The following is a 12,999-nucleotide window of genomic DNA, read 5'->3' on the forward strand; positions in this document are numbered from 1 at the left end:
TCAGCGACTTCATTCTCCACTGCGAGTTCAAGGAGCATACCATATGACCACAGAGGAACAGCGCAACAGCCCCGCGCCCGAAGACGGCGGCGAAGATTTTGCCGCCCTCCTGGCCGCGCATGACGAGGCCTCGTCCGGCCAGGTGCAGCCCGGCCAGAAGGTGAAGGGCACCATCATCGCCGTGACAGGCGAGAATGTTTTTGTCGATGTGGGCCTCAAGGAAGACGGCATCATGGACCGCAAGGACCTGCTGGATGCCGACGGCAAGGAGATCGCCGGCCCCGGCGAGACCGTGGAGGCTTGGGTGGTGGCCGCGAGCCCGCAGGGCATCGTGCTGTCCCGCTCCATGAGCGGCAGCGGCGTCGCCGCGCTGGAAGAGGCCCGGGACGCCGGCGTGCCCGTGGAAGGACGTGTCACCGGCACCTGCAAGGGCGGCTACCTTGTGGAGGTGCTGGGCAAGTCGGCCTTCTGCCCGGGCAGCCAGATGGACGCCGCGGCCTCGGACGGCGAAGGCCCGGTGGGGCGTACCCTCCAGTTCCTCGTGACGCGCGTGGAAAACCGCGGCCGCAATATCGTGGTCTCAAGGCGCGCTCTCCTCGACCGCGAGCGGCGCGAGAGCCTGGAAAAGCTCCTCGAGACGCTGAAGCCCGGCGACATGGTGGAGGGCCGCGTCACGAGGCTCGCGCCCTTCGGCGCCTTCGTGGAGCTTGCTCCGGCCGTGGAGGGCATGATCCACCTTTCGGAGCTCGCGTGGTCGCGCGTGGCAAGCGCCGAGGAGGCCGTCTCCGTGGGCGACCCGGTGCGCGTCAAGGTGCTTGGCATCACCACCAATGAAAAAGGCCAGACGCGCATCTCGCTCTCGCGCAAGCAGGCCGAGGGCGACCCGTGGCAGGATGTGCCGGCGCGCCTCGCCGCGGGCAGCGTCGTGCAGGGCAAGGTGCGTCGCCTCGCGCCCTTCGGCGCCTTCGTGGAGGTGCTGCCGGGCGTGGAGGGCCTCATCCATATTTCGGAACTGTCCTGGGCCAAGCGCGTGAACAAGCCGGAAGACGTGCTCGCCGTGGGCGACGAGGTTTCCGTCAAGGTCAAGGACGTGAACCCGGAGACGCGGCGCATTGCCTTGAGCCTGCGCGACGCCGAGGGCGACCCCTGGCAGGACGCGGAGCAGCGCTTCCCCGTGGGCGCCACGGTGGAGGGTACGGTGGAGGGCCGCAGCCAGTACGGCCTTTTTGTGACGCTCGCCCCGGGCATCACGGGCCTCCTGCCTGCCGGCGTCATCAAGAACAGCAAGAAGCCCGAGCTCGCCAAGCTGGACAAGGGCGACAGCGTGACCCTTGTCGTCCAAAACATTGACAGCGGCGCGCGCCGCATCAGCCTCACCTATGAAGGCGCCGACAATGACCCGCAGGCCGCGGGCGCCGGCCCGCGCGGCGCCGGCGGGGGCGGATGGAAGCAGCACGCCGTGTCGGGCGCTCCTGTTACGGGAATCATGGCACAGGCTTTGCAAAAGGCTATGCAAAAATCTTCCAAGGAGCGTTCATGAGCATGAAAAAATGCCTTGCGGCCCTTCTGGCTGTGGCCTTTCTGGGCACGGCCTCCCTGGGCCTTGCGGCGGATCTCCCGGATTTTAGCGAGCTTGCGGCCAAGTGCGGCCCGGCTGTGGTCAACATCGGCACCGAGCGCAAGGCTTCGGCCGCCGGCGCCGAGGACTTTTTTGGCGAAATGTTCCGTAACATGCCGCCAGGCTTCGAGAAATTCTTTGACCAGTTCGGCGATCGCAAGGGCCGCAAAGCCCCCGGCGGGAAGCGCTCCCAGCGCAAGCAGAAATCGCTCGGCTCGGGCTTCCTCGTTTCCGCCGACGGCTATATCGTGACCAACAACCATGTGGTCGCCGAGGCTGATGTCATCCACGTCACCCTCGACGAGCGCAACGGCAAGGGCCAGCACTTCAAGGCCACCCTCATCGGCTCCGACGAGGAGACGGATCTCGCCCTGCTCAAGGTGGAATCCAAGAATCCGCTGCCCTATCTCGTGTTCGGCAATTCCGATGACCTCAAGGTGGGCGAGTGGCTGCTGGCCATCGGCAATCCCTTCGGGCTCGACCACACGGTGACGGCGGGCATCCTCTCCGCCAAGGGCCGCAATATCCGTTCCGGCCCCTTTGACAACTTCCTCCAGACGGACGCCTCCATCAATCCCGGCAACAGCGGCGGCCCGCTGCTCAACATGCAGGGCCAGGTGGTGGGCATCAACACGGCCATCATCGCCAGCGGCCAGGGCATCGGCTTCGCCATCCCGAGCAACATGGCCGCCAAGATCATCGACCAGATCAAGAACGGCAAAAAGATCAGCCGCGGCTGGATCGGCGTGACCATCCAGGACGTTGACGAAAATTCCGCCAAGGCTCTGGGCCTCAAGGAGCCTGCGGGCGCGCTCGTTGGCTCCGTCATGGAAAATGAGCCCGCCGCCAAGGCCGGCGTGCAGGACGGCGACGTGATCATCGCCGTGGACAAGAAGAATATCGACGACTCCGCGGCGCTCCTTCGCGCCATCGCCGACAAGGCCCCGGGCAGCACCGCGGTGCTCACCGTCTGGCGCGACGGCAAGACCCAGGAGATCACCGTCACCCTTGGTGAGCGCAAGAGTCCGCAGGCCATGGGCAAGGACGGGAACGGCCAGAAGCAGCAGGACGAAAGCCTGCTCGGCCTCTCCGTGCGCCCGCTCAAGAAGGAGGAGCGCAAGGAGCTCAAGATCGCCAAGGACGAAGGCCTGCTCATCGTCAGCGTTGACCCGGACAAGGCCGCGGCCGAGGCCGACCTCCAGCCCGGCGATGTCATCCTCAAGGCCAACCAGGTGCCCGTGAACAGCGCGGCCGACCTCTCCAGGATCGTCAAGGAGGTGGGCGTGCAACGCGGGGCCGTCATGCTCCAGATCCAGCGGCACGGCGACACCTATTTCCGCGCGGTGCCCATCGGCAAGTAGCGGTCTTTCACCCGAACCATGATTTCAGGGGGCGCCTTCAGGGGCGTCCCCTGTGTTTTTAAGGGCGCGGTCGGCGCCTCTTGCGGCTGGCGGCTTTCCGGCGTAAAATTTGGCAGCGTCTTCAGAGCATCTTCAGGAGGTGGACCATGCCCGTTGTTCATTGTGATGCCGGTCATCTGCCCGCGCCCGAAAAACTCGAGCGCATCCCCGCGCTGATGAGCGCCTACTATACCGAATTTCCCAATCCCAAGATCCCGGGGCAGCGTGTGTCTTTCGGGACTTCGGGGCATCGCGGCTCCTCGCTGCTCCATACCTTCAACGAGGAGCACATCTACGCCATCACCCAGGCCGTGTGCGACTATCGCGGCGCCAAGGGCATCGACGGCCCGCTCTTCCTCGGCGGGGATACGCACGCCCTTTCCGAGGCGGCCTTCCGCTCGGCCCTCGAGGTGCTGGTGGCCAATGGCGTCAATGTGCGCATCTCCAAGGACGGCGCCTATACGGCCACGCCGGCCGTGTCGCACGCCATCCTGCGCTGGAACGCCGGGCGCGAGCGCGGCCTTGCCGACGGCATCATCATCACGCCCTCGCATAACCCCCCGCGCGACGGCGGCTTCAAGTACAATCCGCCCCACGGCGGCCCGGCGGAGACGGATGTCACCAGCTGGATTGAAAAACGCGCCAACGAATACCTCGAGTCCGGCAACCGCACGGTGAAGCTCGTGCACCTGCGGGAGGCGAGGAAATCGCCGCTCGTGGAGGAGTTCGACTATACCCGCGCCTATGTGGATGACCTCCCCAAGGTGCTCGATATGAAGGCCATCGCGGCCTCGGGCCTCAAGCTCGGCGTTGACCCGCTGGGTGGCGCGAGCCTGCCCCTCTGGGAGCCCATCGCCGAGACCTACGGGCTCGACCTCACCGTGGTCAACAAGGAGGTGGACCCCACCTTCCGCTTCGTGCCGCTGGACAAGGACGGACAGATCCGCATGGACTGCTCGTCGCCCTATGCCATGAGCCGCCTGCTTGAAATGCGCGGCAACTTCGACCTGGCCTTCGCCTGCGACCCGGATTCGGACAGGCACGGCATCGTCACCCGGCAGGAACTGATGAACCCCAACCACTCGCTCACCGTGGCCGCGTGGCACCTTTTCCGCACGCGCACCGGCTGGCCGGCCGAGCGCGGCATCGGCAAGACCGTGGTCACGAGCGCCACGCTGGACCGCGTGGGCGAGCACTTGCACCGCCCGGTGGTGGAAGTGCCCGTGGGCTTCAAGTGGTTCGTGCCCTATCTCTTCAGCGGCCGCTGCGGCATGGGCTGCGAGGAGAGCGCGGGCGCGTCCTTCCTCTGCTTTGACGGCGCCCCGTGGAGCACGGACAAGGACGGCCCGCTCATGTGCCTTTTGGCTGCGGAAGTCATGGCCAAGGAAGGCAAGTCGCCGAGCGAGGTCTACAAGGACCTGACGAAGATCGTGGGCGACCCCATCTACCAGCGCCTCGACGCCCCGGCCGACGACAGGACGCGCGCCCTGCTCAAGGCGCTCACGCCGGAGCAGGTGAAGCTCAAGACCCTGGGCGGCTCGCCGGTGACGAGCGTCATCACCCGCGCCCCCGGCAATGACGCGCCCATCGGCGGTGTGAAGGTGAGCAGCGCGGACGGCTGGTTCGCCGTGCGCCCCTCGGGCACCGAGGCCATCTGCAAGGTCTATACGGAGAGCTTCAAGGGCGAGGACTACCTGACAGCCTTGCAAAAGGACGCCATCGACTTCCTGGAAAAGCTGCTCAAGGAAGGCGAAGGCGCGGAATAGCCGAGCCTTGGGGATAGACAACGCAAAAAAGCCGCCCGGCGCAATGGCCGGGCGGCTTTTCTGTGCGCGGTCATCGGTCATTTCCCTGGCGTAACCGGCCTTTCGGCGCCTGACATCTCCGCCAGCAGGGCGGAGAGGCGCAGAAAATCCGCCACAGAAAGCGCCTCGGGCCGCAGTTGTGGCGAAAGGCCGAGTTCCGGGAGCGCCCCGGCGAGCTCAGCCAGGCCCGCACGGGCGAAAACGCCGCCCAGTTGCTTGCGGCGCTGCTGAAAGCAGGTGCGCAAGAGGCGCTCCAGCGCGGCCGGATGGCGCGGCCGGGCCTCCTGCGGCAGCGGCGTGAAAGACAGGACGGCCGAATCCACCTTGGGGGGCGGGGAAAAGGCCCCGGGCCCGAGGATAAATTCGAGGCGCGGCCGGCTATAGGCCTGCACCCACACGGAGAGCGCGCCATACTGGCGCGAACCCGGGGCGGCGCAAAGCCGCTGGCCCACTTCTTTCTGCACCATGAAGACGCAGCGGGCCGCGCCGCTTTGCGAAACGATGTCCCAGATAAGCGGCGAGGCCACATTGTAGGGCAGGTTGCCCGCGATCTTCCAGCCGGCCTCAGGCGAAAGGCGCCGCCAGTCGAAGCGAAGGGCGTCCATGAGCACGGCCTGTGTTCCGGCCGCCGCCTCGCGCTGGCGCTCCGCCGCCCAATAACGGTCTTTTTCCAGCAGCAGCAGGCGTTCATGCGGCTGCGCTTCCAGCGCGCGCGTGAGGGCGCCCGGGCCCGGGCCGATCTCAAGCACTGTGTCCCCGGCCTGCGGGCGCAGCAGGGCCGCGATACGCTGGCAGATCCCCTCATTACGGAGAAAATGCTGGCCAAGGCTTTTCTTGGCGCGCGGCGCTTCTGGGGCGGCGGGGCTCATGCGGCAGAGTGGGTCCGTATTGATGCCTGGAGAACGGCGCGCCAGCCGGCAAAGGCGCGCGGCGGGCCGGAAATACCATGCCGCCCCGGTGCGCGAACCGTGCAAAACGGCGGGCGCAAGCCGGGGCGGCGACAACGGGAAGCGGGCCGGATGCCAGAGGCATCGAGCGGCGCGTGATCCCCGGGGCGGGTGGGAACCTCTGGGTTCCGCCGGGGCGCCCCCATGGCTGAAAGGGGCGGACCGCGCCTTGCTTATGCTCTCCTATCGGCGCCTACCAGAAAAAGTTGAGAGCTTTTGGCGAAAAAATTTCAGCCCTGCGCAAAAATCTTTTTCGCGCCGCTCGCGCGCGTGCCCCTTAGCCTTGGGCGTCGCGCTCCGCCTGCTCGCGCACCTTGTAGTGCAAGAGCTTGCCCGTCGCCGTATGCGGCAGCTCCTTCACGAGCTCATAGAAACGGGGCCGCTTGAAGGGCGGCAGCATGGGGTGTGCCGCGCAATGGGCGCGCAGCTCCTCCACGGTGAGGCTTTCGTCGGCCGGCACCACATAGGCGGCCACGCACTGCCCGTGCAGGCGGTCGGGCCGCCCCACCACCGCGCACTCGGCCACCTTGGGGTGCTCGTTGAGCGCGGCCTCGATCTGGGTGGGATAGATGTTTTCGCCCGCGCAGATGATCATGTCGTCCTTGCGGCTGACCACGGTGACAAATTCGTTCTTGTCCCAGGTACCGATGTCGCCCGTATAGTGGAAGCCCTTGTAGAACTTGCGGCGCGACATCTCCTCGTTGTTCACATAGCAGCCGGCGGACTTGGCTGGGGCGCGAATGATGATCTCGCCGATCTCCAGATTATCCTTGGCAACCATGTCATCGGGTTCGGCGTGGGCGCCATCGGGCAGGATGCGCACCAGGCGCACATCGTCGTCCGTGCAGGACATGCCGGCGCTGCCCGCCTTTTCCGGCAGGTCATAGGGCCGCAAAAAGGTGTTCCAGAAGGTCTCGGTGGTGCCGTAGCCGTTGAAGATGTTGGGCGTGAAAAGCTCCATGTAGCGCTCGCACGCGGCTTTCTCAAAGGGGCTGCCCATGGTCACGATGCCGCGCAGGGCGGAAAGGTCCACCGGGGCGCGCTCCTGCGCGCGGGCCAGGAGCGCGATGATGGAAGGCACGCCGATAAGGAAGGTGACGCGCTCCTTCGCGGCGAGTTCGAGGCAGCGCCGGGGGTTGAACTCGCGCAGGATGACCACCTCGCCGCCCGCATAGAGAGTGGGCGTGGGCCCCCCGGAGTGCAGGCCCCCCCGGTGGAACCACGGGGTCATGTTCATGGTGCGGTCATTGGCGTTGAGCGGGAAGTGCATGAGCACGTCGTGGGCCGAGAGCACCTCGTTGATGTCGTTGATGGGCACCGCCTTGGCCCGGTTCGTGGTGCCCGAGGTGTAGAGGCGCGTGGTCTCGTCATAGATATGTTTGCGGTGGCCCGGTGCGGGGTCGGTCTCGGGCTGGCCGGCCACATAGTCGGCATACGCGGTCGCGCCGGGGGCGGCGTGAGGGGCCGCGGCCTCGGAAACCACCACCACGCGCCCGGGCTTGAAGGCGGCCATGGCGAGTGCCTGTTCCGCTGCCGGGGCAAAGGCGGCGTCATAGATGAAGACCGCGGGCTCGCTGTCGTCGATGAGCAGCGCGAGCTCCCCGGCGGAAAGGCGGTAGTTGACCGGGCAGCCGATGGCGCCCAGCTTGTGCCCGGCAAGGTAGGCGAACACGAATTCCGGGCTGTTAAAGAGCATGTACATGATGACGCTGTTCTTTCCAACTCCATCGGCCTTGAGGGCGTGGGCGAGCCGGTTGGCATCCTTATTGAGCTCCCGGTAGGTCCATCGGCGCTCACAGTCGGGAGCATACAGGGCACGGTGATCACCGAAACGGCCCACATTGCGCATAAAACCGTTCAGCCAGGTGAATTCGTGCTCAAAATTGTCCCGAAACTGCTCCACGTCATAGGTATGCGTCATTGGGAAATCTCCTCTGCGGGCCGCGTGACGATGATGCTCGAATTCTGGCCTCCGAAGCCCAGCGAATTGGACATGGCCGCGTCCACCCGCGCTTCCCGCGCCGTGCGCGGCACGTAGTCGAGGTCGCATTGCGGGTCGGGCGTGTCGAGGTTGAGGGTCGGGGGCAGGATGCCTTCGCGCAGGGCCATGATGCAGGCGATGATTTCGGTGATGCCCCCCGCGCCCATGAGGTGCCCGGTGGCGCCCTTGGTGGAGCTCACGGGCGGGGCCGTGTCCACGCCGCCAAAAACTTTCTTGAGCGCCACTGTCTCGGCGATGTCGCCCAGGCCCGTGGAGGTGCCATGCGCGTTGACATAGCCGATGGCGGAGGGCGCAAGCCCGGCGCGCCGAAGGGCCGCGCGCATGCAGGCGGCAGCGCCTTCGCCCGTGGGGTCGGGCGCGGTGATGTGGTGGGCGTCGAGGCTGTTGCCCCAGCCGGCCAGCTCGGCGAGCACCCGGGCGCCACGCCCCCGCGCGTGGGCCAGCGTCTCAAGGACCAGCGCGCCGCCGCCCTCGCCGATGACAAAGCCGTCCCGGTCCCGGTCAAAGGGGCGGGACGCGGCCTTGGGCGCGTCGTTGCGCCGGGAGAGGGCGCGCGCCTGGGCGAGGCTCGAGACCACGCTCGGGCAGAGGATGCTCTCGCCGCCGAGCACGAGCATGGCGTCCGCCTCGCCGGCCCTGAGCAGCATGGCGGCGGTCATGATGGCGTCGCCGCCGGCGGAACAGGCTGTCTCCAGCGTCATGCCCGGCCCGTGGATGCCGTAATGGATGGCAAGGTGCGCGGCCGCCATGTTGCCGATGATCATGGGCACGAAGTGCGGGCTCACCTTGCCCGTCTTGCTGCCGAGGAAGGCCGCTTCGCCGGCGCTGGCCTCGGCGATGCCCGCGAGGGCGGTGCCCATGGTGATGCCAACCCTTTCGGGGGCGGCCGCAATGTCCAGGCCGCTCTGGGCGAGCGCCTCCGCGCCGGCCACGAAGGCATAGCGCATGAAGCGCGCGGCATTGCGGGCCACGGCGCGCGGGAGGTCATCCTCGGGGAGGTCTTGCACCTCGGCGGCGATGCGCACGGGAAGCAGGGAAGCGTCAAAGCGCGTGAGCACGTCCACGCCGCATACGCCCTCAATGAGCGCGCGCCAATAGTCGGCCACGCCGATGCCAAGGGGCGTGACGGCGCCCATGCCTGTGATGACGATGCGGCTTGCGCTCATGGCCGGGGCTCCGAAACCGAGGGGGTTGGGGCCGCAGCGGCCGCCGCCGGCCCTTGGGCCACAAGGTCGCTCAGCGCGAGGATGGTATTGGCGTATGTGCGGGAGTGATTGTAGGTCATGAGCAGGGCGTGCTGGCGTTCACGGGAAAGCCCGGCCTTCCAGCCGTGGCGGGCAAGATAGTGGGCGAGGCTCGCGATGGCGTCCGGCGCGGTGAAGAGGTCCACGCGGCCGTCGCCGTCGCCGTCGGCGCCATAGGTGGAAATGTTGGAGGGCATGAACTGGCACAGGCCAACGGCGCCGTAAATGGAGCCCGGCAGCCCCTCGGGAGCGATGCGGTCGCGGAGCATGTGCTCCATCAGGGCCTTTGTTTCCTTGTAGGCCCAGTCGGCGCGCTTGTGCAGTGTCTCCGTGAGCCAGGGCATGTGCTTCTCATAGCCGGGCAATTGGGGGAGCCACTGGCTGATGTCCTGCGGCGTGGTGCTCACCGCCATGCTGGCGAGGGTGTAGAAGGCGTTTTCCGGCACATCGCCGAGCACCTTGCCAAGGCGCGTCTCCACAAAGAGCAGAGAGGCCGCGATGGCCGGCGGCACGCCGTAGCGCGCGTCCGCGGCGGCAAAGGCGCCCTCGTGCGCGGCGATAAAGTCGCGGCAGAGCGCGGCATTGGCCGCGGTGACCACGCCCTTGTAATATTGGGGCGCGGGCTTGGCCGTCGCCGGCCGCGGCAGGAAGCGGCGGCGGTACAGCTCGCGGATCTTGCGGCCCATGGGCGACTGCGTGGGCGTGGGCGCGAGCCTCGCAAGGAGGGCGTCCACGCGCGGGCCGGAAAGGCCGTCGGCCGCAAGGCGCGCGGCCAGCGGCTGCCAGCAGGGAGCCATGCCTCCTGCGGGGCCGTCCGCGGTGAGTGTTTCGGTATGGGGTCTTGCCTCGTCCGCAGCCGCGGAGGAGGCGGCCGCCAGAGCCTCTTCCGCCGGGTCGGCCATGTCCGGCCCCTTGGCCGTGCGCGCGCTGCCGCAGGCCGCCAGAAGCAACGCGCAGGCGAGGATCAGGGCGAGCAGGTCAGCCGGGCGCCGCGCCGCCGCAAGGCGCCCTTGCGCGGCGGGCGCAGGGGGCAGGATGTGCCGGAAGTGCGGCGCCGCCATGCTAGAACTCCTGCAGCGTCCAGACCACGCGCCCGAGAAGCCGCTGGCGCAGGATCTCCGGCGCAAGCACCGTTTCAGGAAATTCGGGGGCCTCCGAGCGCAGCAGGTAGCCCGTCTGCGCGCCGTCAAGGAAGATGCGGCGCAGCACAAGGCCCTCGTTGGGCGCGAACAGCGCATAGATCTTGCCCGAAGTGAGGGCGTTCTCCCGCGTGTCCACGCCGAAACGGGCTCCCTGCGAGATGAGCGGGGCCATGTTGTCTCCGCGCATGCGAAACACGAGCACGCCCGGCCGTACCAGCGAAAGCGGCAGCGAGATCTTGCCCTGCGGCGTGAATTCGGGCCGGTCGCCGGCGTCCTCCCAGACGGCGGGCATGGCAAATTCGGTGCACACGAGGTGCTTGGCCTGGTCGTCGCCGTAGACGGCGGTATTTTCCGCCAGGAAGGCCGGCGCGTCCTGCGGGGCATAGCCTTCTTCGGTGCGCAGGTACATGGGGCCCATGCCCTGCTTGAGCCAGTCGGGATTGAGCCCGAACTTCTCAAAAAGCTTCATGTACCAGTCGCCGGGCACGGAGTTGCGCCGCTTGGCGTCAGAAATGCTGGACTGGCGGATGTCGAGCACTTCGGCCAGTTCCATTTGCGTCCGGCAATTGGTCGCAAGCGTGATACGGCCATATATTTCCGCAAATGAGGACATGCCAGAACTCCTGACGCCGCTACTGCTGGAGGTTGAGCAGCGGCGCTTCGTTGGTGAGGACCATCTTGCTGTTTTCCTTGAAGGATTTGCGCATGGCCTCCAGCCAGCGCTGGTAGGCGTAGAAATCCGGCGACTTGCTGTAGGCGCCCGCATAGGTGGCGGCCGCCTTGGCATCGCCGCGGCCGCGCTCCACCTGGGCCTCGCGTGCCGCCTCGGCGAGGATGAGGGCGCGCTGGCGGTCGGCGTCGGAGCGGATGCGGGTGGATTCCTCCTCGCCCTCGGAGCGGTACTGCTTGGCCTGCCGCTCGCGCTCGGCGCGCATGCGCTCGAAGATGGCGCGCTGATTTTCCTGCGGAAGGTCGGTGCGCTTGATGCGCACGTCCAGTACCTCCACGCCAAAGGGCTTCATGAGCTCCGAGACCTTGTCGGTCACTTCCTTCATGATGTTGGCGCGGTGCGAGGAAACGACCTGCGTCAGCGTGTAGGCGCCCACGAGCGCGCGCAACTGCGAATACACCACGTCGTCGAGGCGCGCCTGCGCGCCGGGTATGGTGCGCATGGTGCGGTAGAACTGGAGCGGGTCGATGATGCGCCAGCGGGCATAGTTGTCGAGCACGATGGCCTTCTTGTCCACGGTGAAGGCCTCGCGGGAGCGGGCCTCGTAGTCGAGCACCCGCGAGTCGAAATAGACCACGTTCTGGACGAAGGGCAGCTTGAAATGCAGCCCCGGGCCGTAGACCTCGGGCAGCGGCTCGCCCAGCTGGAGCACCAGCGCCTTCTGCGTCTGGTGCACGGTGAAGAAGCACTGGCTGCCGAGCGCCGCGAGCGCAAGGATGAGCACCACGAGCAGGAAGGGATTTTTTTTCATGGCCGTTCTCCTGCCGGGGCTTGGCCCGAAGTGCCCGCGCCCGGTGCGGGCTGCGCCTGCTGGCGCACTTCGGGCGCGGCGCGCCGCTCGGGGCTGGCGCCCTCGGGCAGCCTGGGCGCGCTCAGGCTCGGGAGCGGCAGGTACGGCAGTGCCTTGGAGGCAGCCGCGCCGTCCATGAGCACCTTTTCGCCGGAGCCTGAGAGGATGTCTTCCATGGTCTCGTAATAAAGGCGCTGCTTGGTGACCTTGGGCGCCTTGTCATACTCCACGCGCAGGGCGTCGAAGCGCTCGGCGTCGCCCTCCGCGTGGCGCACGCGGGTGGCGCTGTAGGCTTCGGCCTGGTTCTTCATGGCCGCTGCCTGGCCGCGCGCCTTGGGCAAAAGCTCGTTGCGGTAGGCCTCAGCCTGGTTGATGATGCGGCTCTTGTCCTCCCGGGCGCTGGCCACGTCCTTGAAAGCGTCAATGACCTCCTTGGGCGGGTGCACGTCCTGCAGCTGCACCGCGATGATCTGGATGCCCGCGCCGTAGCGGTCGAGGATGTGCTGGAGCAACTGGGTGGCCTCGCTCTGGATCTTGAGCTTGCCGTCCGTGATGGCGGAATCTATCTCGCTGTTGCCGATGACCTCGCGCATGGCCGCTTCGGCAGCGTTGCGCACGAGAGCCGTGGGCGCGCTGACGTTGAAGAGATATTGCACCGGGTCGCTGATCTTGTACTGCACGCTGAACTGGACATTGACGATGTTCTCGTCGCCAGTGAGCATGGAGGCCTCTTCGGCGATGGTGCGCACCTGCCCTTGCTGGAAAGTGGCGGACTGCCCAACGGAGCGGAAGCCCACCTCGCTGCGCAGCACCTGCGTGACCTGTGGCTTGTAGACCGTTTCAAAGGGGGCGGGCAGGGCATAGTGAGGCCCCGGATCCACCGTGCGGTCATAGCGGCCGAAGCGGAGCACCACGCCCTGTTCGTCGGGATTGACGATATAGATGCCGGAGAGCAGCCAGAGCACCACCGCGGCGATGCCGATGAGCAGCACGAGGCGCCCGTTGGGCAGCTTGAAGCGGGAAAGGCGCTCAAAGGGGTTGTTCGGGCCGCCACCCCGGCTCTCGTTGAGCAGGTAACGCTGGTTGCGCGGCTTTTCGCGGCCGGCCTCCACGTCGTCGCCGTCCGGCTCTTCCGGGCGGCGCGGCGGTCGCTGGGCGCCCTGCTGGCGCTGCCGCTTTTCCTGTAGCTTGTCCCAATCCCAGTTCATGATGGAGATGATCCTTGGCTGCTGGTGGGGCGGCGCCGGGGCGCCGCAAAACCGCTGCAAAGAGGGTTATTTATAGGCTACACGGCCTTGACGGTCAAGAAGCAAGCCGCCTT

General features: G+C 67.0%; 10 protein-coding genes. 3 read left to right on the forward strand and 7 right to left on the reverse strand.

All coding sequences use genetic code 11. The annotated features are described in order from the left end of the window. The first annotated feature begins 43 nt into the window (after nt 1-43). From G7Y54_RS02220 to G7Y54_RS02230, 3 genes are all read left to right on the forward strand, one after another. The gene (locus tag G7Y54_RS02220) at nt 44-1,540 is read left to right on the forward strand and encodes a 30S ribosomal protein S1 (RefSeq protein ID WP_165076676.1); all 1,497 of its coding nucleotides are present in this window, start codon (nt 44-46) and stop codon (nt 1,538-1,540) included. Continuing rightward, nucleotides 1,537-2,979 carry a DegQ family serine endoprotease gene (locus G7Y54_RS02225; protein ID WP_165076678.1) on the forward strand — a complete coding sequence of 481 codons (1,443 nt, stop codon included), beginning with the start codon at nt 1,537-1,539 and terminating at the stop codon, nt 2,977-2,979. The genes G7Y54_RS02220 and G7Y54_RS02225 overlap by 4 nt, the downstream gene beginning before the upstream one ends. 146 nt (nt 2,980-3,125) lie before the next feature. Further along, a complete protein-coding gene (locus tag G7Y54_RS02230; protein WP_165076680.1) occupies nt 3,126-4,784 on the forward strand; it encodes a phosphoglucomutase in 1,659 nt (552 codons plus the stop codon). Between the two features lie 77 nt (nt 4,785-4,861). Here G7Y54_RS02230 and rsmA read toward each other — a convergent pair whose 3' ends face one another. The 7 genes from rsmA to hflK form a co-directional block, all read right to left on the reverse strand. Further along, nucleotides 4,862-5,692 carry a 16S rRNA (adenine(1518)-N(6)/adenine(1519)-N(6))-dimethyltransferase RsmA gene (gene rsmA / locus G7Y54_RS02235; protein WP_165076683.1) on the reverse strand — a complete coding sequence of 277 codons (831 nt, stop codon included), beginning with the start codon at nt 5,690-5,692 and terminating at the stop codon, nt 4,862-4,864. 355 nt (nt 5,693-6,047) lie between these two features. Beyond that, complete coding sequence (locus G7Y54_RS02240; RefSeq protein WP_165076685.1) at nt 6,048-7,691, reverse strand: AMP-binding protein; 1,644 nt, start codon at nt 7,689-7,691, stop codon at nt 6,048-6,050. Continuing rightward, nucleotides 7,688-8,938, reverse strand: a complete 1,251-nt coding sequence (locus G7Y54_RS02245; RefSeq protein ID WP_165076687.1) for a beta-ketoacyl-[acyl-carrier-protein] synthase family protein — start codon at nt 8,936-8,938, stop codon at nt 7,688-7,690. The genes G7Y54_RS02240 and G7Y54_RS02245 overlap by 4 nt, the downstream gene beginning before the upstream one ends. Beyond that, the gene (locus G7Y54_RS02250; RefSeq protein ID WP_165076689.1) at nt 8,935-10,077 is read right to left on the reverse strand and encodes a lytic murein transglycosylase; all 1,143 of its coding nucleotides are present in this window, start codon (nt 10,075-10,077) and stop codon (nt 8,935-8,937) included. Before G7Y54_RS02250 ends, G7Y54_RS02245 begins: the two co-directional genes overlap by 4 nt. A gap of 1 nt (nt 10,078) precedes the next feature. Continuing rightward, nucleotides 10,079-10,771 carry a helix-turn-helix domain-containing protein gene (locus G7Y54_RS02255; protein ID WP_165076691.1) on the reverse strand — a complete coding sequence of 231 codons (693 nt, stop codon included), beginning with the start codon at nt 10,769-10,771 and terminating at the stop codon, nt 10,079-10,081. A 19-nt stretch (nt 10,772-10,790) separates the two neighbouring features. Continuing rightward, on the reverse strand, nt 10,791-11,639 hold the full coding sequence (locus tag G7Y54_RS02260) for a protease modulator HflC (RefSeq protein WP_165076695.1): 849 nt from the start codon (nt 11,637-11,639) through the stop codon (nt 10,791-10,793). Next, nucleotides 11,636-12,886: an FtsH protease activity modulator HflK gene (hflK, locus tag G7Y54_RS02265; RefSeq protein WP_165076698.1), complete on the reverse strand. Its 1,251-nt coding sequence runs from the start codon at nt 12,884-12,886 to the stop codon at nt 11,636-11,638. Before hflK ends, G7Y54_RS02260 begins: the two co-directional genes overlap by 4 nt. Nucleotides 12,887-12,999 lie beyond the last annotated feature (113 nt).

This window comes from Desulfovibrio sp. ZJ746, assembly GCF_011039155.1.
Lineage (GTDB): Bacteria > Desulfobacterota > Desulfovibrionia > Desulfovibrionales > Desulfovibrionaceae > Desulfovibrio.

Excerpts from the sequence above, each read along its gene's own strand:
- G7Y54_RS02220 (WP_165076676.1), top strand. The coding sequence starts at position 44 with ATGACCACAGAGGAACAGCGCAACAGCCCCGCGCCCGAAGACGGCGGC.
- G7Y54_RS02225 (WP_165076678.1), top strand. The coding sequence starts at position 1,537 with ATGAGCATGAAAAAATGCCTTGCGGCCCTTCTGGCTGTGGCCTTTCTG.
- G7Y54_RS02230 (WP_165076680.1), top strand. The coding sequence starts at position 3,126 with ATGCCCGTTGTTCATTGTGATGCCGGTCATCTGCCCGCGCCCGAAAAA.
- rsmA (WP_165076683.1), bottom strand. The coding sequence starts at position 5,692 with ATGAGCCCCGCCGCCCCAGAAGCGCCGCGCGCCAAGAAAAGCCTTGGC.
- G7Y54_RS02240 (WP_165076685.1), bottom strand. The coding sequence starts at position 7,691 with ATGACGCATACCTATGACGTGGAGCAGTTTCGGGACAATTTTGAGCAC.
- G7Y54_RS02245 (WP_165076687.1), bottom strand. The coding sequence starts at position 8,938 with ATGAGCGCAAGCCGCATCGTCATCACAGGCATGGGCGCCGTCACGCCC.
- G7Y54_RS02250 (WP_165076689.1), bottom strand. The coding sequence starts at position 10,077 with ATGGCGGCGCCGCACTTCCGGCACATCCTGCCCCCTGCGCCCGCCGCG.
- G7Y54_RS02255 (WP_165076691.1), bottom strand. The coding sequence starts at position 10,771 with ATGTCCTCATTTGCGGAAATATATGGCCGTATCACGCTTGCGACCAAT.
- G7Y54_RS02260 (WP_165076695.1), bottom strand. The coding sequence starts at position 11,639 with ATGAAAAAAAATCCCTTCCTGCTCGTGGTGCTCATCCTTGCGCTCGCG.
- hflK (WP_165076698.1), bottom strand. The coding sequence starts at position 12,886 with ATGAACTGGGATTGGGACAAGCTACAGGAAAAGCGGCAGCGCCAGCAG.